The sequence below is a fragment of the Pseudomonas sp. NMI760_13 genome, assembly GCF_021283245.1.
GTDB lineage: Bacteria > Pseudomonadota > Gammaproteobacteria > Pseudomonadales > Pseudomonadaceae > Aquipseudomonas > Aquipseudomonas peradeniyensis.
Map to the genome: position 1 here is coordinate 25,718 of NZ_JAJSRC010000023.1, position 22,203 is coordinate 47,920.

Annotated in this window: 8 protein-coding genes and 1 pseudogene; 4 read left to right on the plus strand and 5 right to left on the minus strand. The window is 66.0% G+C overall.

Annotation, left to right across the window (positions count from 1 at the left end; all coding sequences use genetic code 11):
• On the plus strand, nucleotides 1-759 hold the full coding sequence (gene dsbG / locus LU671_RS20880) for a thiol:disulfide interchange protein DsbG (protein ID WP_232856755.1): 759 nt from the start codon (nucleotides 1-3) through the stop codon (nucleotides 757-759).
• 82 nt (nucleotides 760-841) lie between these two features.
• On the opposite strand, the pseudogene LU671_RS20885 reads toward dsbG, so the two are convergent.
• From LU671_RS20885 to LU671_RS20900, 4 genes and pseudogenes are all read right to left on the minus strand, one after another.
• Nucleotides 842-1,021: pseudogene (locus tag LU671_RS20885) on the minus strand (hypothetical protein); the annotation flags it as partial.
• An 86-nt stretch (nucleotides 1,022-1,107) separates the two neighbouring features.
• Nucleotides 1,108-1,527 (minus strand): hypothetical protein, encoded by a 420-nt coding sequence (locus LU671_RS20890; protein ID WP_203651781.1) that lies wholly within the window; start codon nucleotides 1,525-1,527, stop codon nucleotides 1,108-1,110.
• Nucleotides 1,528-1,538: 11 nt separating this feature from the next.
• Nucleotides 1,539-6,098, minus strand: a complete 4,560-nt coding sequence (locus tag LU671_RS20895) for an RHS repeat-associated core domain-containing protein (RefSeq protein WP_232856756.1) — start codon at nucleotides 6,096-6,098, stop codon at nucleotides 1,539-1,541.
• Between the two features lie 148 nt (nucleotides 6,099-6,246).
• On the minus strand, nucleotides 6,247-19,194 hold the full coding sequence (locus LU671_RS20900; protein ID WP_232856757.1) for a non-ribosomal peptide synthetase: 12,948 nt from the start codon (nucleotides 19,192-19,194) through the stop codon (nucleotides 6,247-6,249).
• A 319-nt stretch (nucleotides 19,195-19,513) separates the two neighbouring features.
• On the opposite strand from LU671_RS20900, the gene LU671_RS20905 reads away from it, so the two are divergent.
• Nucleotides 19,514-20,041, plus strand: coding sequence for an RNA polymerase factor sigma-70 (locus LU671_RS20905; RefSeq protein WP_203651777.1), 528 nt, complete (start codon nucleotides 19,514-19,516; stop codon nucleotides 20,039-20,041).
• Nucleotides 20,042-20,228: 187 nt separating this feature from the next.
• Here LU671_RS20905 and LU671_RS20910 read toward each other — a convergent pair whose 3' ends face one another.
• Nucleotides 20,229-21,029: a substrate-binding periplasmic protein gene (locus LU671_RS20910; protein ID WP_203651775.1), complete on the minus strand. Its 801-nt coding sequence runs from the start codon at nucleotides 21,027-21,029 to the stop codon at nucleotides 20,229-20,231.
• Nucleotides 21,030-21,217: 188 nt separating this feature from the next.
• Between LU671_RS20910 and LU671_RS20915 the strand changes: the two genes are divergently transcribed.
• Nucleotides 21,218-21,769, plus strand: a complete 552-nt coding sequence (locus LU671_RS20915; protein ID WP_203651773.1) for an exonuclease domain-containing protein — start codon at nucleotides 21,218-21,220, stop codon at nucleotides 21,767-21,769.
• A gap of 73 nt (nucleotides 21,770-21,842) precedes the next feature.
• A complete protein-coding gene (gene ppnP / locus LU671_RS20920; RefSeq protein ID WP_038705716.1) occupies nucleotides 21,843-22,127 on the plus strand; it encodes a pyrimidine/purine nucleoside phosphorylase in 285 nt (94 codons plus the stop codon).
• Nucleotides 22,128-22,203: the final 76 nt, after the last annotated feature.

Below are 22,203 nucleotides of genomic sequence, written 5' to 3' on the forward strand. Positions count from 1 at the left end.
ATGCGACTGAATGCACTGCTGCCCCTGACCCTCACCCTGCTCGCTGCGCCCCCGCTGCACGCCGAAGAGCTACCCAAGGCGATCCAGCAACTGCAGGCCAAGGGCGCCGTGATCAAGGGCAGCTTCGACGCTCCCAACGGCCTGCGTGGCTACGCCGCCGAGTACCACAACAACGGCATCGCCCTGTACCTGACGCCCGACGGCAAGCACGTGCTGGTGGGCAGCCTGTTCGACGAACAAGGCAAGGACCTCAGCGCCGAGCCGCTGGAAAAGCTGGTGTACGCACCGATGAGCAAGGCGGTCTGGGCGAAGATGGAAAACACTGCCTGGATCCAGGACGGCAAGGTGGACGCGCCACGCACTGTCTACCTGTTCAGCGACCCAAACTGCCCCTATTGCAACATGTTCTGGCAGCAGGCCCGGCCCTGGGTCGAGTCGGGCAAGGTCCAGCTGCGTCACATCATGGTCGGCATCATCCGCGAGGACAGCCCGGGCAAGTCCGCCGCGCTGCTCGCCGCCAAGGACCCGGCCAAGGCCTTGCAGGAACATGAGAAGGCCGGCAAGGCCAGCACGCTCAAGGCACTGGACAAGGTGCCGGAGGCGGTTCAGAAGAAGCTCGAGGCGAATCTGGCCCTGATGGAAGAACTGGGCCTGGCCGCCACCCCGGCGATCTTCTATCAGGATGAGCAGGGGCAGTTGCAGAGCCAGCAAGGGGCGCCGCGGCCGGAGATGCTGGGGAGGATACTCGGCAAGCGTTAAACCGCAGTCTATCTGAAGGTGCAACGATAGCCTCTGGCGAATACCCCGACATGGCTGTCGTAACCAACCAGCAGATAGCGCATCAAGCCCAGCGATCCTGATAGGTCGCAGAGCGCTTTGCGTTCGCTTGGGCACTGTACGCAAAGTCATGTCGTAGACACCGCCGCCAGCAAGCCCGCATGACCATTGCAGCAGAGCTTTCCTCCAGCTTGCAGTAGCGTGTATCCAGGCGGCGGTTCTCCTTCAGCCGACCAAACAGTCGTGGACAAGGAGTTACGGTCGCCAGGCCGGAGCCGTCCTTTTCAGGCTCATTGATACGCCCGCTTCACCCTCGACCTTGATCGTGGTTCAATCCATCAAGGTCTCGGAAAACATAGTGTGTATACGCCGGCAGAAATCTGATTCATCGACACTGTCCGGCAACACCAATACATAGTAAAAAATTCGATTGAAGCGCAAATTGATATCGTAGGGTTCGAAATCCGAATCACCTTCAAACTCGAATAGCGTAGCGATCCCGTTCAACGCTGCTGGCTTTGCCTCAACGCCAAAGCACCCCTCGCCCGTCGCCCCCAGGTTGTAACCTTGCTCAAGGTGGGCCTTCAGCATCCCCTCATCTTTATAGAAAAGAACAAACTCCTCTCCCCGAATGCACTCCTGCTGTGACTGAAACCCCAAACGTGCTGCTTTTTCCATCAATGCCGCGAGCCCCAGTTCCAGCGACGTATCGGTATAGAAGCCATACATGACACCCGACCAATCAGCCATCCCACTGTCTCCTATAGCTTGCATCCGGAAGCACCGTGACTGACATCAGCACGAAGTCTTCTATTAGCGTCCCGGAGCTGAATATCTTCTTGTATGTAGAGCCTTAGATAAGCATTCTGCCGATCCACTTTTTTAACTTTCCCGCTATCAACTTCAAATGAAACAAAATGGGTACTTTTCTCTTTGGTCAGCCCCATTTTACCTCTTACATTGGTGCTCTCCATTTCCTCAGGCGTTAGTGTCGTCACGTAGACACCTTTGGGCTTGCCTTGAATAGCGCCTCGCCCCCTGGCGCCAGGGTCACTTTGATTAATCACGCCTGTCCCCATGATTCCCTTATAACCTTCCTTGCTCGTGTAATGATAAACACGCACCACCTCCAAGCCTAACGGATCGATCCATGACAGAGGATTGGGCGCATATTGATAGAGGTTGATCCCACCCCTCAAGCCTATCGGGTCTTGCTGGGTAAATCGCCCGATATCCGGGTCATAAAATCTGAATGTGTTGTAGTGCAGCCCAGTTTCCCGATCCAGATACTGCCCCTGAAAACGCACATTCTGCCGACTGACCTGCTCCGGCGCATGCCATTCCTCGCAGTTGTTGCCCCATACCTGGTGCTGCCCTTGCCAGGCAGTTATCCCGTGTTCGTCGGTCAGTTGCTCTACCAGGCCGACCAGATTCGAATGGAAGTGGAAAACCTGCTCATGCCCAGGCACCCCATCTACCCTGGCCAGCGGCTCATGTCCCGCCGCGTCTGCGTACAGATAGAGACTCGGTTTGCCGTCCTGAACTTCTCGCAACAGACGCAGGCCTTGCCACTGAAACTCGGTTCGACTGACCGGCGCGTCCAGGTCGTCACGGTAGACTCGTTTGTCGATGCGCCTGCCCAAGGGGTCGTAAGCAAACTCGATCCGTTCGCGAAGCGGCCCACGCCGCTGGCGGATACAGACCAGCCGATGCTCTGCATCGTATTCAAAGCGCTGGAGCAGACGATTGCCGGAGCGCTTCTCCTCGAGCCGACCAAAGCGGTCGTAGCGATAGCGTCTATCTTGGAACACCTTGACCCGGTTGTGCCGTACCCGACCGTTGACCTGATATCCCTCCAGCAGGTTGCCGGCAAGGTCGTAGCCAAAGTGCTCGACCATCGGCTGTTGCTGAGGCAACTGGCGTGACGCGCCATGGATTCGCTCGGTGGGCCCGTAGTCATAACCAATGCGCCCCTGGTAGCTGCCACGCCCACCGGCACCGGCCTGGAAACGACCGACCAGATGCTCAAGCTCCACCCCCAGCCCGCTACCAGCGCGCTGGGTCTGGGTCAGTACCTCGCCGACAAGGTTGTCCGCCGCATCGTACTCATAGTCCTTCTGCAGCAAGGGCATGCGGGTGCGCTCGCCATCCTGATATTCCACAGCCTTGCGCAGCAGGCGCCGCGTACTGTCATAACGGGTTCTGGTAAGCAATGCACCCTGGCTGCGCAAGACCTCGTCGTGTAACGCATCGCGCTCGAAGTCGCTGATCACCCGCCCGTCGAGATTGATCTGGTGCAGATGTCCGCTGCCATAGCACAGGTAGTTGATCCGGCGGGAGTCAGGCAGCGTCAAGGTCTGCAGGTTACCTAGGGGATCATAGGTGTAACCGAGTTGCCCTGGACCCTGGCTTTCGCTCAGCAATCGCCCCATGGCGTCGTAGGTGAAGTCCAACTGCTGGACCTGCCCACTACGGTGAGTGAAATGGATCGCCAGCAGATTGTCAGCAGCATCGTAGCGGTAGGTCGTCTCGCCATCGTCGGTCCGCTTGCACAGCAGACGACCGACCGCATCGTGTTCATGGTGGTGAACCTGTGCAAACACTTCGGGCTCATCCGGGCTGCCCGGCAACACGGGCTCCGCTTCGCGGCATGGATGCACGGTGCGTTGGGTGATCGCATCCAGGGCATCATAAAGCAGACTGAAACCGCCACCATCGAGGTTACGCTGACCAACCAACCGGTCTAGCGCATCCCACTGGAAGCGATAGTGCTCGCCGTTCTCGTTTTCCAACTGCTGCAAGCGGCCGTAGGCATCCCAGTGCAACCGCACAGTGTGCCCCAGTGCATCAGTACGCTGCAGCAGTCGACCGCTGCCGTCATATTGCCATTGGGTCATGCGCTGCGCTGGGTCGACATGGCGGGCCAACTGACCGGCAGCATCGATCTGATAGTGCTCGACCCGGCCATCGGCCAATTCGCGCTGCTGCAGATGGCCACGCACATTGAAACGATAGCGCGTGGCGCCGCCCTCGGCATTGTGCACCTCGCTCAGGTGCCCACGCAGGTCGTAACGATAGTGAGTCTGTTGCCCCGAGCAATCGCGTGAGGCAGTCAGCTGGCCACGCCCGTTCCACTTGAACGAACGTTCCTTGCCTATGGCATCGACACTACGCACCATACGTCCCTGACGATCGTGGTCGTAACGTGTCAGTTGCCCGAGCGGATCGACCTCGGACAACAGGTTGCCCCGAGCATCATAGGTATAACGACGCTCATGCCCTGCTCCGTCGACGATACGGGTGGGCAAGGCCCAATGTTCGGTGTAACCGATGCTTTCACGACGCCCCAACGGGTCGGCAGTGGCAACCACACGCCCGAGCGCATCGTAGCTATAGGACCACTCGCCACCTTGTGGATCGAGGGTGCGCCGCAACAGGCCATCGACATAGTCGTGCCGCCAGCAATATCCCAGCGCATCGATGTAGGTGTGGACCTCGTTCAGCGCGCCCCAGTGATAGTGCTCCTCACGCCCCAGGCCATCGATGACCTGGGTATGGCCATGCTCCAGGTCATAGATGAAGCGATAGTCCTCGCCGTCGCTGCCCCAGTGCCGAACCACGCGCCATTCATGCTCGGGCTGTAGCTCCAACAGCGCGGGCATGGCGTAAGGCGTGCCATCCAGACTGCACGGTTGGCGCGCCGGCGGTGGCGTGAAGCGGGCCCACTCGTAGTACCGCGTAGCCCCCATGGGCAGCGTATGGCTGGCCAGCAACCCTTGGTCGGTGTAGGTAAACTGCCTCAGCAATTGCCCTTCGGCATCGGCGACAACCTCCAATTGCCCTGCCGAGGTGTAGCGATACTGCGCCAGGCATTCGCGCTGCTCGACGGCAAAGGCCCGACCGGCCCGCAAGTACAATCTGTGTATCTCGGCTACCCGGCGCGGTTGCCCGTCGGCAAAGCGCAGTTCGATGAAGATCCGGGCCGAGCTGTCGCCGAGGAACTGCAATCGGCCTTGTTCGTCGTAGAACAGCTCCAGGCAATTGAGGTTACGATCACCGACCTTGACCAGGCGCGACCGCCGACTGTCCAATGGATCGGTATGGAACACCTGGTACAACCCGCTGTTGATGTCCTCGACGATGGTGAAGCCGTTGTCCTGATGAAAAAACGCCAGGCCATCGAGAATGCTGACGAAGGCACTGCCGACCTGCAGACGCCCGAGCTCCAGCCTGGCGCCCTCATCATCGACGTAGATCCACAACTCGCCCCCCTCAGGGTGCGCGACACGCTCCAGGCGCACTTCGTAGGGCACACTCCAACCTATGCCGAACAGGCCATCGCTACGTCGGTCGTTGCTGTCATAGCGCCGCGCCCAAGTGATCGGGACCAGCGCCGCGAGTTTGAAATCCACATCCTCGGGGCCATCCTGGAATTTGCTGCCCATGGCTGGAGCCACCGGGTTGCCCACCCCGCAGCGGCGACCCTTGAGCATGCCCCGGCGACTGATGAGCATCCCGGCAATCAGACCAATGATTTTCGCCGCAGCGCTCTTGCCGTCGTGGATGTCGCGCACGGTGGTGGTGCCGCCACCGATGCGCACATTGGGCGAATAGGTCATGCCGATCGGCCCGTCGCAGGTGGTCTTGTCTCCGACCCGCGCTGCCGGCTGGCCATTGATGAACACCTTGTCCGAGCCTTGGGCAACGAACTGTTCGGGCATTGGAGGGTGCTTGCTGCAGACCGCCTTGTCCTCGGGCTTGGGAATCGATCCGGGCGCGGCTGGCGTGGTCACCGGCGGGTTGAAGATGCTGTTGATCTCCTGCGCCAAGCCGATCACCGGCAATACCATCGAGGCGCCAACCATGGCGTAGGCCCCGATGTTTTCGAGGATCGACGGTTCATCGGCTGGGCCCGGCGCCTCGACCGGGCCACCACTCACCCCGGCGGCGCGCGCCGCGAGGATGCCGTTGATGCGGGTATTGTGCGAGCCACTGCTGATCGAGCCGTACGGCTCGGGCGGAAACAGCGAATTGCCGACCCAGTTGCTGAAGTCGCTGATATGGTCGCCAATGCTCTTGTCTTCACCGGCCGGCAGCATGGCGGCGGCACTGACCATGACCCCGGCGATCAACGGCGTGAGCACGGCGGCGGCACCGCCGGTACCGACCACCGCGACCACCGCGCCACCAATGGCGGCACCGACCGCGGCGACCGCCGCCGCATAGACGGCGGCCTCGACCAGGCCACTGACCAGCTCGGCCATCAGCGGGGGATGAAGTATGAGATCGCCCATGCGGGCGGCATGCAGGCTATCGTCCATGAAACCCGTGAAATCCTTGCGCACTGTGTGCAGCGTAGCACCGGCAAGGGTGAGGATTACAGGGTGGCCATACGCCACATCGGCGCGTCAGCGCGGGGCCTGCCTGATCCTGTGGGAACAGGCACGCCCCGCGCTGAAGGCAATGCAGTTACAACGCCTCCAGCTCCGCCATCAGGTCGCTCAACCGATCGACCTTGGCGTCATCCAGCGCGCTGTCCTGCAGCCCGCGCACATAGTCCGCCAGCTCTTGCACCGTGCTGCACTCGAACATCGCCCGCAGCGGCACGTTCAACTGCAGGGCCTTCTGCACCCGCGAGGCGATCTGTGTCGCCAGCAGCGAATGCCCGCCCAGCTCGAAGAAGTTGTCGCGCACGCCCACCCGTTCGGCCTTGAGCACATCGGCCCAGATGCCGGCGAGGGTCTGCTCCAGCTCGTCGCGCGGCGCCAGGTAAGCCTGGCTGTGCTGGCCGCCGATCTCGATGGCCGGCAGCGCCTTGCGGTCGAGCTTGCCGTTGGCGTTGTGCGGCAGGCTGTCGAACCAGCCCCAGTGCAGCGGCACCATGTACTCCGGCAGTTCGGCGCGCAGGCGCTGCTTGAGCTGGTCGAGCAGCGCGGCGTCGGCGGCGACGCCCTGGTGCGCCACCAGGTAGCCGACCAGGTGCTTGCCGTTGACGCCTTCCTGCACGCCCACCGCGGCATCGCGCAGTTCGGTTTGCTCGTGCAGGCGTGCCTCGATCTCGCCCAGTTCGATGCGGTAGCCGCGGATCTTCACCTGATGGTCGATACGCCCGACGTACTCCAGCACGCCGTCCGGACGACGCCGGGCCAGGTCGCCGGTGCGGTACAGACGCTCGCCCGGCGCACCGTACGGGTGCGGGATGAAAGCCTGCGCCGTGCGCAGCGGATCGCCGACATAGCCACGGCCCACACCGGTACCGGCGACGCACAGTTCACCCACCGCGCCCAGCGGCACCAGGGTCTGGTCCTCGCCGAGCAGGTACAGACGGTTGTTGTCGGTCGGCGTGCCGATCGGCAGGTAGCTGCCCTGGGTCGAGGCGGCATCGACGCGGAAGAACGCCACGTCATCCGAACACTCCGCCGGGCCATAGGCGTTGACCAGGCCGATGGCCGGGTAGCGCTGCAGCCACTGGGCAGCCAGCTCGGGCGGCATCGCCTCGCCGGTCGGCAGCATCCAGCGCAGGCCGTCGAGGGCCTGGTGGTCGTTGGCCAGCATGCCCTGGATCAGCGACGGCACGCTCTCCAGCACGGTGATGCCGGTGGCCTGCACATGGCTCAGCAGGCCTTGCGGGTCATGGGCGATGGCGTTCGGCACGATCTGCACCTTGGCCCCGAACAGCGGCGCGGCGAGGAACTGCCACACCGAGATGTCGAAGCTCTGCGAGGCGGTCTGGGCGATCACGTCCTGCTCGTCCAGGGCCAGGTACGGCACCTTGCTCAGCTGGTTGTTGAGCATGCCGCGCTGCTCGACCATCACGCCCTTGGGCAGGCCGGTGGACCCGGAGGTGTAGATCACGTAGGCGAGGTTGTCCGGCGCGCTGTGGATGCCGGGGTTGTGGCTGGCCACGTTGCTCGCCTGCACCTCTTCCCAGACCAGCAGCTTCGGCCGCGCCGCGCCCGCCACTTCGTCGAGCAGCTGGCGCGCCTGCTCGGCGCAGGCCGCGCTGCACACCAGCACCGGCGTGCGGCTGAGCTCGACGATGCGTTGCAAGCGCGCGGACGGCAGGCCCGGATCCAGCGGCAGGTAGCCGGCGCCGGCCTTGAAGCTGCCGACGATCATGCCCAACAGCGCCAGGCCGCGCTCGGCCAGCAGCGCCACCGGCTGGTCGATGGCCACGCCGGCCGCGACCAGGGCATGGCCGAGGCGGTTGGCCGCCACGTTCAGGCCCGCATAGTCGTAAGCGGCCGCCTCGCAGCGGGCGACGGTGCGCTGCGGGTGCGCGGCGACCCGCGCCTCGAACAGCTCGACGTAGCTCTGCTCCAGGGCGTAGCTGTGCTCGGTGCGATTGCAGTCCTCGAGCAGGAAGCGCTGCTCGTCGGCACCCAGCAGCGCCAGCTCATCCACCTCGCCATTGAAGCCCTCGACCAGCGCCAGCAGCAGGCGCTTGAACTCGGCGAGCAGGCGCTCGACGGTCGAGTAGTCGAAGTAACGCTGGTCGAACGACAGGTGCAGGCCCAGGTCATCGCCCGGGTAGCACACCGCGGTCAGCGGGAAGTTGGTGTGGGTGCGGCCCGAGTCGGAGCTGGCGTCCAGGTGCTGGGCGTGGTCGAGTACGGCGGTTTCCACCGGGGCGTTCTCGAACACGAACAGGCTGTCGAACAGCGGTTGGCCCTTGGGCAGCTCGCTGCACTCCTGGATCGCCACCAACGGCAGGTACTCGTACTCGCGCAGCTGCATGTTGCGGTCGAGCAGGCCTTGCAGCCAGTCACGCACGCTGCGCCGCTCGCCGGGCTGCGGCATCTGCACGCGCAGGGCGATGCTGTTGATGAACAGGCCGACCGTGCGCTGCATCTGCGGCAGGCTCACCGGGCGCCCGGCCACGGTGACGCCGAACACCACGTCGCGGTCGCCGCTGTAACGGGCCAGGGTCAGCGCCCAGGCCGCCTGGGCGAAGGTGTTGACCGTCAGCTGATGGGCCTGGGCCAGTTCGCGCAGGCGCGCGCCCTCGCTCACCTCGAGGCGGGTGTAGCAATCACCCACTACCATGCCGTCACCGGCGTGATCGTGGCGCAGCGGTCGGTCGCTGGGGATCGCCGTGGCCCGCTCGAAGCCGGCCAGGTTGGCCTGCCACCACTGGCGCGCCTCGTCGAGGTCCTGGCGCTGCAGCCAGCCGATATAGTCACGGTAGCGCGGCGGCACCGGCAGCTGGGCCTGGCGCCCTTCGCCCAGGGCCTGGTAGATCTCGAAGAAGTCGTTCATCAGCAGCGAGCGGCACCAGGCATCGATGAGAATGTGGTGGTTGCTCATCATGAACCAGTAGCGTGCGTCGTCGACGCGCACCAGGCGCAGGTGGAACGGCGCTTCGCGCAGCAGTTCGAATCCGGCCTCGCGCTCCTGCTTGTGCAGGGCCTGCAGGCGCGCTTCCTGGGCGGTCTCGTCGAGGCCGCGCCAGTCCTGGTAGTCCACCGGGGTCTTGCCGGGCTTGTGGATGATCTGCAGCATCGCTTCGCCGGCGTTCCAGCTGAACGACGCACGCAACGCCTCGTGGCGCGCCACCACGGCCTGCCAGGCCTGGGCGAAGCGCTCGGGGTCGAGGGCACTGTTGATGCGGTAGCGGTCCTGCATGTAATAGATGCCGGTGCCCGGCTCGAGCAGGGTGTGTAGCAGCAGGCCTTCCTGCATCGGCGTCAGCGGGTAGACGTCCTCGATCTCGGCGACCGGGATCGGCAGCGCGTCGATCTGCTCCTGGGTCAGTTGCGCCAGCGGGAAGTCCGACGGCGTGAAGCTGCCGTTGCCGTCCACCAGGCAGTGGCCGACCAGGGCCAGCAGTTCCTGGCGGTAGGCTTCGGCCAGACGGGCAATGGTCGCTTCGTCGTAACGCTCGGCGCTGAAGCTCCAGCGCAGTTGCAGCGCGCCGCCGTACACCTGGCCATCGACGCTCAGCCAGTTCGGCAGCGGCGCGTCGAGGTCATGGGCCAGGCCTGCGGGGGCGTCCAGCGGCTGGAACAACGCCGCCTGGTCGAACTGCTGGTCGAACTGGCCCAGGTAATTGAAGGTGATGCGCGCCTGGGGCAGCGCGGCCATGCGTTCGCGCCCGGCCTCGTCGGCCAGGTAACGCAGCACGCCATAACCCAGCCCCTTGTGCGGCACCTGGCGCAGCTGCTCCTTGATGCGCTTGATCGAGCCGGCACGGGCCGATTCGCCCTCACCCATCTGCGGGCTCAAGCTCAGCGGGTAGGCATTGGTGAACCAGCCGACACTGCGGGTCAGGTCCATGTCCTCGAACAAGCCGTCGCGGCCATGGCCCTCCAGTTGCACCAACACCTGTTGGTCGCCGCTCCACTGGCACAGGGTGCGCGCCAGGGCGGTCAGCAGCAGGTCGTTGACCTGGGTGTGGTAGGCCGCCGGCGCCTGTTGCAGCAGCTGACGGGTCTGTTCGACGTCCAGTTCGATGGCGATGCTGCGGGCATGGCGGTGCAGGTTGCCACCCTGGGGATGATCGCAGGGCAGTTCGCGGCGGGCGCTACCCAGTTGGCCTTCCCACCAGCCCAGCTCGTCGCGCAGCGAATCGCTGCCGGCATAGCTGGCCAGGCGCGCCGCCCAGTCGCCCATGGCATGGGTCTTGGCAGCCAGCGTTTCACCGCGGTACAGCGCCTGCAGGTCTTCCAGCAGGACGCGCCAGGACACACCATCGACCACCAGGTGATGGATGGCCAGCAGCAGGCGCTGGGCACCCTGGCCGTCGCTGACCAGCAAGGCACGCAGCAGCGGCCCCTCGGCAAGGTCGAGGCTGCGCTGCACATCGGTATAGAGCGCCTGGCAGTCCTCGAAGTCGGTCACCGTCGCGGTCCACAGCAACGGCTGGGCGCTCTGCTGGGCGTACTCGCCCCGCCAGCGGCCGTTGGCCTGGTCGAAGCGCAGCCGCAGGCTGTCGTGGTGCTCGACCAGCGCGGCCAGGGCCTGCTCCAGCGCCTCAGCCTGCAATGGCTGGCGCGCCTGCAGCAGCACCGCCTGGTTCCAGTGCTGCGGTTGCGGCACTTCGCTGTCGAAGAACCAGTGCTGGATCGGCGTCAGGCCGCTGTGGCCCTCGCGCGCGCCCTGCTCGATGCTGCTCGGCGCCTCGCTGCGGGTCACCACGGCCGCCAGGGTCTGGATGGTCTGGTGCTGGAACAGGTCGCGCGGGGTGAACTGCAACCCCAGCTGACGGGCCCGGCTGACTACCTGGATCGACAGGATCGAGTCGCCGCCCAGTTCGAAGAAATTGTCCTGCACGCCGATGCGCGACTGGTTGAGCACTTCGCGCCAGACCTGCGCCAGCTGGCTTTCCAGCTCATTGGCCGGGGCCTGGTAGAGTTGGCGCGCCTGCTCCAGGTCCGGCGCCGGCAGCGCGCGGCGGTCGAGCTTGCCGTTGCCCATCAGTGGCAAGCTGTCGAGCAGCACCAGGTGCGCCGGCACCATGTAGTCCGGCAGATGCTGGCGGGCATCGGCCTTGACCGCCTCGCGCAGCAGGGCCTGGGCCTCGGCGTCGGCGCCGGCCTGCGGGCACACCAGGTAGCCCACCAGCTGCTTGCCGCCCGGCAGGTCGAGGGCCAGGACCACCGCCTCCTCGACGTCGGCGTGCTCCTGCAGGCGGCTCTCGATCTCGCCCAGCTCGATACGGAAGCCGCGGATCTTCACCTGCTGGTCGGCACGCCCGACATATTCCACCAGGCCATCGGCGCGCAGGCGCACCAGGTCGCCGGTGCGATACAGGCGGCCACCGTCATGGCTGAACGGGTCGGCGACGAAGCGCTCGGCGCTCAGGCCTGGGCGGTCGTGATACCCCTGGGCCAGGCCCGCGCCGCCCACGTACAGCTCACCGATGCCACCCTGCGGCAACAGGGCCAGGTCGTCGTCGAGGATATAGGCGGTGCGGGCGCCGATCACCCGGCCGATCGGCACGCTGCCGGCATCGACGGGCAGCGTGTCCGGCGCCAGGCACGCCAGCGGCATGACCACGGTCTCGGTCGGGCCATAGGCGTTGAAGAACTGTTGCGGGGCAAAAGCCTGGCGGATGCGCAGCAGGTGTTCGCCGGTCAGCGCCTCGCCACCGGTGATCACCAGGCGCACCGGCAACTGCTCGCCCTGCCCGGCCAGGTACTGGGCCAGCTGGCTGCCGTAGCTCGGGGTGAAGCCGAGCACGCTGACCTGCTGTTCACGTACCAGCTGGCAGATTTCCTCGGCGCCCCATTGGCCCTGGGCGCGCAGCACCACGCGGGCGCCGCACAGCAGCGGTACCAGCAGGCGTTCGCTGGCGGCGTCGAAGTTGATCGAATAGAAATGCAGCTCGCAGTCGTCGCTGCGCATGCCGAACTCGGCGATCACCGCCTTGCAGTGCATGGCGATTTCACCGTGGCTGACCACCACGCCCTTGGGCTTGCCGGTGGAGCCGGAGGTGTAGATCAGATAAGCCTGGTGCTGCGTCAGGTTGAGGTTGTCCAGGGCGGCGTCGCTGTAGGCGGACAGGCTCGCGGCATCGTCCTCCAGGCTCCAGCGCGCGACACCTGGCGGCAGTTCGCCCAGGGTGTCGAGCAGCGCCCGCTGGCCGATCAGCAGGCCAAGGCGGCTGTCCTCGATCATGTAGCGCAGGCGGTCGAGCGGGTATTCCGGATCCAGCGGCACGTAGGCGCCACCGGCCTTGAGAATGGCCAGCAGGCCCACCACCATCTCCAGCGAGCGCTCCAGCGCCAGGCCTACCCGCACCTGCGGGCCTACGCCGCGCTCGCGCAGGGCGCGGGCCAGGCGATTGGCCTGCTGGTCGAGCTCGGCGTAGCTCAGGTGCTGGCCGGCAAAGGTCAGGGCCAGGGCATGCGGGGTACGCTCGGCCTGGGCGGCGAACAACCCGTGCAGCGTCTGGTTCAGCTCGAAGTCCTGCTCGCCCTGGAGCTGACCGATCAGCACCTGCTGTTCGGCCTCGGCCAGCATCGGCAGTTCGCACAGGCGCTGTTGCGGGTCGTCGATCAACGCCACCAGCAGTTGCTGCCAGTGCTCGGCCATGCGGGCGATACGCGGTTCGTCGAACAGGTCGCGGCTGTAGGTGAAGCAGCAGCCCAGGCGGCCATCGAGGTCGGTGACCTCCAGGTACAGGTCGAACTTGGTGGCGCTGGCGTCGTTGACCAGGTAGTCCACCTGCATGCCCACCAGCTCACGGCTCTGCTGGAAGGCCCAGCGCTGCACGTTGCACATCACCTGGAACAGCGGGTTGTAGGCGCTCGAACGCGGCGGCTGCAGGGCCTCGACCAGTTGCTCGAACGGCAGGTCCTGATGCGACTGGCCGTCGATGATGGTCTGGCGCACCTGGTCGAGCAACGCGCCGGCGCTCATCTGCCCGTCCAGCTCGCAGCGCAGCACCTGGGTGTTGAGGAAGGCGCCGATCAGCCCTTCGCTTTCCGGACGGATGCGGTTGGCCACCGGCGCGCCGATGCGCAGGTCGCGCTGGCCGCTGTAGCGGTGCAGCAGCGTGGCCAGGGTGGCGGTCATGGTCATGAACAGGGTCAGGCCGCGCTGGCTGTTGAAGGCATGCACGCGCTTGACCAGCGCCGGATCCAGGTCGAAGCGGTAGAGTTCACCCTGGTGGCTCTGCACCGCCGGGCGCGGACGGTCGGCCGGCAGCGCCAGCACCGGATGCTCCTCGCCCAGACGGTCTTTCCAGTAGGCCAGCTGACGGGCGCCCTCGCCGCCTTCCAGCCACTGGCGCTGCCAGACGCTGTAGTCGAGGTACTGCACCGGCAGCGGCGCCAGCGGCGACTCGCGCTCGTCGACGAAAGCCTCGTACAGCTCGCCCAGTTCACGGGCGAAGATGTCCATGGCCCAGCCTTCGGTGACGATGTGATGCAAGGTCAGGACGAAGTAGTGCTCGCGCTCGCCGGCCTTGACCAGGCAGGCACGCAGCAGCGGGCCACGCTCCAGGTCGAACGGCTGGTGCGCCTGGTCGTCGGCCAGTTGCTGCAGACGTTGCTGGCGGGCCTCGTCGGCCAGGGCGCTGAAGTCGTGCCAGTGCAGTTGCAGGTGGCTGTCATCGGCCACGCACTGGTACGGCTTGCCGTCGATGCTGGGGAAGGTGGTGCGCAGGGTTTCATGGCGCACGATCAGCGCCTGCAGGGCACGCTCGAAGGCGTCCACGTGCAGCGGTCCCTGGAAGCGGGCCATGCCGCCGACGTTGTAGGCGGGGCTGTGCGGGTCCATCTGCCAGAGGAACCACATGCGCTGCTGCGAGTACGACAGTGGCACGGCCTGGCGGCGGTCGACACGGGCGATGACGCCTTGCCGGTTACGCTCGCCGCTGCCTTGCAGGCGGGCGATCTCGGCGCAGAACGCGCCCAGTTCGCTGGCGTCGAACAGGGCCTTGAGCGGTAGCTCGACATCCAGCGCCTGGCGGGTACGCGAGACGATCTGGGTGGCCAGCAGCGAGTGGCCGCCGAGGGCGAAGAAATCGTCCTGCAGGCCAACCTGCGGAAGGTTCAGCACCTCGCGCCAGATCGCCGCGACCTGCTGCTGCAGCGCGCTTTGCGGCTCGACATGCTCACGTTGCTGCCAGACCGGCGCCGGCAGCGCCCTGCGGTCGACCTTGCCGCTCGGCCCCAGGGGCATCTGCGCCAGGTGGATGAGCTGGGCCGGCACCATGTAGGCCGGCAGGCACTCCGCCAGCGCGGCCAGCAGCGCGTCGCTCTGCTCGATGCCACTGTAGTAACCCACCAGTTGGGCGCCAACGGCGTCCTGGTGAATCAGCACCAGGGCCTGGGCAACACCCGGCTGGGCCAGCAGCACCGCCTGCACTTCCTCGGGCTCGACGCGGAAACCGCGCACCTTCACCTGCTGGTCGAGGCGGCCCAGGTACTCCAGGGCCTGGCTCTGCACATGCCAGCGGGCACGGTCGCCACTGCGGTACAGGCGCGCGCCGTCGCCATCGGGCTGGGGCACGAAACGCTCGGCGGTCAGCCCCGGGCGGCCGAGGTAGCCACGGGCCAGGCCCGCGCCCCCCAGGCACAGCTCGCCGGGCACGCCCGGCGCGCTCAACTCGAATTCGTCGTCCAGCACCCGGCACAGCACGTTGCCCAGCGGGCGGCCGATGGGCGAGCGTTCGCCATCACTCGCCTGGCAGTGCCAATGGGTGACGTTGATGGCGGTTTCGGTCGGGCCGTAGCGGTTGTGCAGTTGCACTTGCGGCAGCAGTTGCAGCACGCGGTCACGCAAGGCCGCAGACAGCGCCTCGCCACCGGAGAACAGCCGGCGCAGGCTGGTGCAGCCAGCGGCCAGCGGCTCCTGGACAAACACCTGCAACAGCGGCGGCACGAAGTGCAGCGTGGTCACCCCGTGTTGCTGGATCAGCTGGGCGATGCGCTGCGGGTCACGGTGCTCGCCGGGGCCGGCCAGCACCAGCTGGCAACCGGTGACCAGCGGCCAGAAGCACTCCCACACCGACACGTCGAAGCTGATCGGTGCCTTCTGCATCAGCACGTCGCTGGCGTCCAGCGCGTAGGTTTGCTGCATCCACTGCAAGCGTTCGGCCAAGGCCGCGTGGGTGTTGCCCACGCCCTTGGGCTGGCCGGTGGAGCCGGAGGTGTAGATCACGTAGGCAAGGTTGTCGCCGTGCAGGTGCAGGCCCGGGGCCTGGCTCGGCCAGCTGTCCAGGTGCAGCTGATCAAGGGCGATGGCGCTGACGCCGTCCACCTGCGGCAGCTTGTCGAGCAGGCTGGCGTGGCTGAGCAGCAGGCCGGCCTTGCAGTCGGCCAGCATGTAGGCCAGGCGCTCGGCCGGGTAGTCGGTGTCCAGCGGCACATAGGCGGCGCCGGCCTTGAGAATGGCCAGCAGACCGACCAGCAACTGCGGCGAACGCTCGAGGGCAATGGCCACGCAGGTGTCCGGGCCGACGCCCTTGTCGCGCAGGTAATGGGCCAGGCGGTTGGCCTGCTGGTGCAACTCGGCATGGCTGAGCTGGCCGCCCTCCCACACCAGCGCGGTGTGCTCGGGGGTCAGGCGGGCCTGTTCATTGAGTTGCTCGACCAGCAGCCGCGGCGCGCTCGCCATCGGCGCCTGCCCCCAGCCGAGCAGTTGCGCGCGGCCCTGCTCGTCGAGCAGGCGCACCTCGCCGAGGGCCAGTTGCGGCTCGGCGCAGACCTGCTCGAGCAAGGCCAGCAGATGGCTGGCCAGGCGCTTGACGGTGGCCGCCTCGAACAACCCGGCGGCGTAGTCGAAGGCCAGCGTCAGGCGGCCCTGGTGGTCTTCCTCGCTGTGCAGCTGCAGGTCGAACTTGGCCTCGCGGCTGTGCCACGGCAACTCTTCGGCCAGCAGCCCGGGCAGGCGGCGCAGGGCCGACAGGTCGCGCTGCTGGTGGTTGAACATGACCTGGAACAGGCCCTGTTCACGGGCCTGCGGCAGCGCTTCGAGCAGTTGCTCGAACGGCAGGTCCTGATGGGCCTGGGCTTCCAGGGTAGCCTGGCGCGCCTGGGCCAGCAGCCCGGCGAACGGCAGGCGGCCGTCGAGTTCGGCGCGCAGCACCTGGGTGTTGATGAAAAAGCCCACCATGCCCTGGGTTTCCAGGCGCGGGCGGTTGGCGTTGGGCACGCCGACGCGGATGTCGCCCTGGCCGCTGTAGCGGTGCAGCAGGGCCTGCCAGCCGGCCAGCAGGACCATGAACAGGCTGGCCTGCTGGTCGCGGGCCAGGCCCTTGAGGGCGCTGGTCAGCGCAGTCGGCACCTTGAGGCTGTGGCGCGCGGCGCGGGTGTGCTGCTGGCTGGCGCGGGGCTGGTCGGTGCACAGGTCGAGCACCGGCAGTTCATCACCTAATGTGTTCTTCCAGTAGTCGAGCTGACGGGCGCTCTCGCCGTCGGCCAGCCACTGGCGCTGCCACTGGCCGTAGTCGGCGTAGCCGAGCGTCAGTTCGGGCAGTTGCACGGCCTGGCCTTGGGCGGCGTACAGGCGGGCGAACTCATCCAGCAGGATATTCAGCGACCAGCCGTCGGCGACGATGTGGTGCAGGGTCACCCACAGCTGGTGCTCTTCGTCGTCCAGGCGCGCCAGGGTCACCCGCAGCAGCGGGCCCTGGCGCAGGTCGAACGGCTGCTGCGCCTCGTCCTCACGGCGCGCGGCCACCTCGGCGGGCGACAGCCCTTCGAGGTCCAGATGGCGCAGGGTGAACGACGGGGCCGGCAGGATGCGCTGCACGGCCTGGCCGTCGACCTCGTCGAACAGCGTGCGCAAGGATTCATGGCGGGCGACCAGTGCCTGGAAGCTCGCCTGCAGCGCCGCCTCGTCAAGCTCGCCGCGCAGGTGCAGGCCGGCGGGGATGTTGTAGGCGGCGGACTGCGGCTCCAGTTGCCACAACAGCCACAGGCGATTTTGTGCCAGTGACTGCGGCAACGCCTGGTCGCGGTCCTGGTTGCGGATAACGCCCGCTGAGGTGCCGCCTTCGGCGACAATGGCCGCCACGGCGGCGCTGTACTCGGCCAGGGTCGGCGCTTCGAACAGGGTGCGCAGGCTCAGTTGCAGGCCCAGCTCGTCGCCCAGGCGCGCGGTCACCTGGGTGGCGGCGATGGAGTTGCCGCCCAGCAGCAGGAAGTGATCGTCCGCCGCCACCGATTCGACCTTGAGCAGCTCACGCCAGATGCCAGCGATCCGTGCCTGCAGGTCGTCCCCAGCCTCGCCATTACCCTGCTCCGTTTGCGCCGTCGGGAACCGCGCATAGATATCCAGGCTGCCGTCGTTCATGCGCAGGCGGCAGGCCGAGCGCTGCAGCTTGCCGCTGGAGGTCTTGGGCAGCGCGCCGGGGTTGAGCAGCAGGACCACGGCCGGCGCCTGGCGGCAGGCGTCGGCGATGACCCGGCGCAGGGTGTTGATCAGCGCCTCGGGCGTGTGCGCCTTCTGCACGTTGCGGCTGATCTCCACCGCCACGCCAATGCCTTCCTCGCCCTGGTCGTCGACGGCGAATACCGCCACACGCCCCTTGCGCAGCACCTCGACCTCACGCTCCAGGGTCTTTTCCAGGTCCTGCGGGTAGATGTTCTGGCCACGGACGATGAGCATGTCCTTCAGGCGCCCGGTGACGAACACCTCGCCGTCGCGCATGAAGCCCAGGTCGCCGGTGCGCAGCCAGGTCTGGCCGTCCATCTCGACGAAGGTACGGGCGCTGGCTTCGGGGTTGCGCCAGTAACCCAGGGCGACGCTCGGGCCACCGGCCCATATCTCGCCCACCTGGTTGTCAGCCAGCACCTGCAGCTGTTGCGGCTCGACGATGCGCACCGCGTGGCCCGGCTGCGGATAGCCGCAGCTCATCAGCACGCTGCCCTTGCCCGGCTCGGCACGGTTGGCGGCGAAGGCCTCGGCATCCAGTTCCAGGGCGCCGATGCCCTGGCCACGGCGGCTGCCGCTGACGAACAGGGTGGCCTCGGCCAGGCCGTAGCTGGCGAAGAAACTGCTGGCGTCGAAGCCACAGGCGGCAAATTTTTCGGCGAAGGTGTCGAGGCTGTCCTGGCGGATCGGCTCGGAACCGGAATAGGCCACGCGCCAGCGGCTCAGGTCCAGGCCGGCGATTGCGGCCTCGCTGACCCGCTCGCTGCACAGGCGGTAGGCGAAGTCCGGGCCGCCGCTGATGGTGCCGCCGTATTCGCTGATCGCCTGCAGCCAGCGCAGCGGCCGGGCGAGGAAGTAGCCCGGCGACATCAGCACGCAGGGCACGCCACTGAAGATCGGCTGCAACAGGCCGCCGATCAGGCCCATGTCGTGGTACAGCGGCAGCCAGCTGACGATCACGTCGTCCGGGTTCAGGTCGATGCCGAAGCCCTGGCGGATCAGTTGCTCGTTGGCCACCAGGTTGCCATGGCTGACCTGCACGCCCTTGGGCAGCGCGGTGGAGCCGGAGGTGTACTGCAGGAAGGCGATGTCATTGCCTTTGAGCTCAGGCTCGCGCCACTGCCCGGCCAACTGCGGGTCCAGGCGATCCACTGCCAGCAGGCCCGGGGCGTTGGCCCCTGCCAGGGCTTCGAGGCCCTGCAAACTGTCACACAGCGCTTCTACCGTCAGCAGCAGGCGCGGCTCGGCGTCGTCGATGATCGACAGCAGGCGCTCCTGATGATGCTGACGCGAAGACTCCGGCGGATAGGCCGGCACGGCGATCACCCCGGCATACAGGCAGCCGAAGAAGGCCGCGACATAGTCCGGGCCGCTGGGGAACAGCAGCACGGCACGCTCGCCGAACCCGGCCCGGGCCTGCAACGCCGCGGCGATGGTCCGCGCGCGTTGGTCGAGGTCCCGGTAGCTGAGCACCGCCTGCTCGCCGGGCGCGTCGGCCAGGAAGCGCAAGGCAATGCGCTCAGGGGTCTGGGCGGCGCGCTGCGCCAGGGCCTGGACCAGCGAGTGCGGGAGTTCGAAGGCGTCCGTCATGGAATGTTCCTGCCAGTGTCTGGGTGAGTCGCGCCTGACTGGCCCGCGCACGACAGGCGGGCAGTGTTCGGCAGCCGAGATGTACACAGGGGAACGGATGGGCCGGGGAAGAAATTAGGCCCGTCGGACGGCCCGGGAAGGCCGGGCGCAGAGGGATGGAGTGAAGCCGTTCACAGCCTGGAGCTTAGAACCAAAATGGATCAAAACTCATTAACTTTCGTATTTGACAATCATTATCATTACGCATAGTTTGTCGCACGTCGTAGGAAGCCTCCCTCAGGGATGCGCTCCCACTCCTCTTCGAGACAAGGTGATTTCCATGGCGGAACAACTATCCACAAGTAAGTGCGATTCACCATTACTCCAGGCATTCGTCGACAACCGCAGCATCCTGGTGAAGATCGCGGCCCGTATCACCGGCTGCCGCTCCCGTGCCGAGGACGTGGTGCAGGACGCCTTCTTCAGGCTCAGCGCCGCCCCGCAGATCACCTCTTCCTTCAAGGCCCAGCTGAGCTACCTGTTCCAGATCGTGCGCAACCTGGCCATCGATCACTACCGCAAGCAGGCCATGGAGCTGAAGTACACCGGCAGCGAAGAGGAAGGGATGAACGTGGTCATCCAGAATGCCTCGCCCGAAGCCACCCACATCAATCTCGCCGCGCTGGAACACATCGCCGACGCCCTCGACGAGCTGCCCAAGCGGACCCGCTACGCCTTCGAGATGTACCGCCTGCATGGCGTGCCACAGAAGGACATCGCCAAGGAGCTGGGGGTGTCGCCGACGCTGGTCAACTTCATGATCCGCGATGCGCTGATCCATTGCCGCAAGAGCAGTCGCCTGGGCTGAGTTGTTCTCCATCGATTCTGCTGGACCCTGTGGGAGCGGGTTTACCCGCGAAGAATCCAACGCGGCGCCTGGCACCGGCTGCGCCGGTGTTCGCGGCTGAAGCCGCTCCCACAGGAGCACGCGTTTGCCTCGGGCACTGCAGAATCCTGCACGCTCATTACTGAATACGCGGCAACTTCGCCGAAATTTAGTCGTGCGGCGCTTCGACGGTGATCTTGTAGGGCTTGAAGATGCGCAGCAGTTCGCCATTTTCCCGCAGCTGGCGCAACAGGCTGGCGAAGGCCTCGGGGCTGATGGCCGCACCCGGGCGCAGCAGCGCGTAGTGATGGTAGACCTGATCGACCCGTTGCGACGCCAACAACTGGCCGGCGCTGTCCGGGTTGCGCTGGAGGAAGTCGCTGAGGTACGAGCGGGTGACCAGGGCGATGTCGGCACGCCCACGCTCGACCATGTTCAGGTTGCTGTCGTGGGAATAAGTCAGCGTGGCACGGTAGCGCTTCTTCAACCAGGCCGGGTCCGCGTTGAAATCGGCGAAGGCGTAGTGATAGCCATTGAACAGCGCCAGGCGCTTGCCCTCGAGGTCGTCGAAGTAATGCTGGTCACGCCCGGCCTGCTGGCGACTGACGAAGATCTCGGCATCCTCCAGCCCCATATCCACCGCCTTGTGCTCGATCTCCTGCCAGCCCCACTGCGGATTCTCGAAGATCGCCATGTCGGTGCGGCCCTGCTGGAAATCGCCGAAACGCCGGGGAATCGAGGTGGGCACCAGGACGAAACGGTACAGGGACTGCGAACGATTGAGCGATTCCACCAGCTGCGGCAGCAGGCCGGTATCGGCACCCTGCTCCGGGCGCACGGTGTAGGGCGGGAAATGCGCCGCCCCGATCTTCACTTCCCGCACCACCTCGGCCTGCGCCGCAGCACTCAGCAAAACCGTCGCGAACAGCAACAGGGCGGACGACAGCTTGGCATTGGGCAGTGGAGTCAAGTCGGGACACTCATCACGGGTAAAGGCCTGAATGCGCCTAAGCTAGGCGTTTTCCCGCACAGGCACAACCGCCGAATATGCCAAAGTGCCAGGGGATGTCGTGGGCCTCGAGTTTGGCTACGCTCTACTGGCCTGCGCACGCGCCCCGGTGAGCGCGCAGGCTTTTCTGCATTGATAGGGAGCCTGGCATGGGCCACTGGTTGGTGATCGACCTGGAAGCCACCACCGACGACGGCGGCTGGCCGGTCACGGAGATGGAAATCATTGAAATCGGCGCAAGCCTGGTCACCCGCGATGGGCGCGAGGTCGACCACTTCCAGCGCTTCGTACGGCCCCGGCGGCGGCCGCAGCTGACCCCCTTCTGCTGCGAGCTGACCCACATCGGCCAGGCCGAGGTCGATGCGGCTGCGCCCTTCCCCGAGGTCTGGGCCGCGTTCGAACGCTGGCTGGGCCATCACCAGGCACAGTTGCAGGCCTGGGTCAGCTGGGGCGACTACGATCGCAAGCAGCTGCTGCAGGAATGGCAGGCGCACCATGTGCGCAGCCTGCTTGAGCAACTGCCGCACATCAACCTCAAGCAACGCTTCGCCAAGGCCCGCCACCTGCAGCGCCCGGCAGGCCTGAACAGCGCCCTGCAACTGGCCGGCCTGCAGTTTTCCGGGCAACAGCACCGGGCCCTGGAAGACGCCCGCAACACCGCACGCCTGCTGCCCCTGAGCCTGCCGCCGGGCAGCGCCTGAAACAGATGACGCAGGGGCGGGCCTTGGGCATACTGGCCAGCCCTTTTTTCAGTCCTTTTTCAGGAGTCGCCCGATGTTCAAGGTCAATGAGTACTTCGATGGCACCGTCAAGTCGATCGCCTTCGAAGGCAAGGAAGGTCCGGCCACCGTGGGCGTGATGGCCCCGGGCGAATACGAGTTCGGCACCGCCAAGCGCGAGATCATGCACGTGGTCTCCGGCGCCCTGAGCGTGAAGCTGCCGGGCAGCGACAACTGGGAAACCTTCAATGCTGGCGACAAGTTCAACGTGGCCGCCGACAGCAAGTTCCAGCTGAAGGTCGCCGTGGATACCGCTTACCTGTGCGAGTACCGCGACTAAGCGATAGCCTGCACCGGCCTCTTCGCGGGTAAACCCGCTCCCACAGGGTTCGAGCATTGCACCGTCCCTGTGGGAG

Bases quoted from the DNA above. Each gene is read 5' to 3' on its own strand.
- LU671_RS20895 (WP_232856756.1), bottom strand. From the start codon at position 6,098: ATGGACGATAGCCTGCATGCCGCCCGCATGGGCGATCTCATACTTCAT.
- LU671_RS20905 (WP_203651777.1), top strand. From the start codon at position 19,514: ATGGCGGAACAACTATCCACAAGTAAGTGCGATTCACCATTACTCCAG.
- ppnP (WP_038705716.1), top strand. From the start codon at position 21,843: ATGTTCAAGGTCAATGAGTACTTCGATGGCACCGTCAAGTCGATCGCC.
- dsbG (WP_232856755.1), top strand. From the start codon at position 1: ATGCGACTGAATGCACTGCTGCCCCTGACCCTCACCCTGCTCGCTGCG.
- LU671_RS20890 (WP_203651781.1), bottom strand. From the start codon at position 1,527: ATGGCTGATTGGTCGGGTGTCATGTATGGCTTCTATACCGATACGTCG.
- LU671_RS20915 (WP_203651773.1), top strand. From the start codon at position 21,218: ATGGGCCACTGGTTGGTGATCGACCTGGAAGCCACCACCGACGACGGC.
- LU671_RS20900 (WP_232856757.1), bottom strand. From the start codon at position 19,194: ATGACGGACGCCTTCGAACTCCCGCACTCGCTGGTCCAGGCCCTGGCG.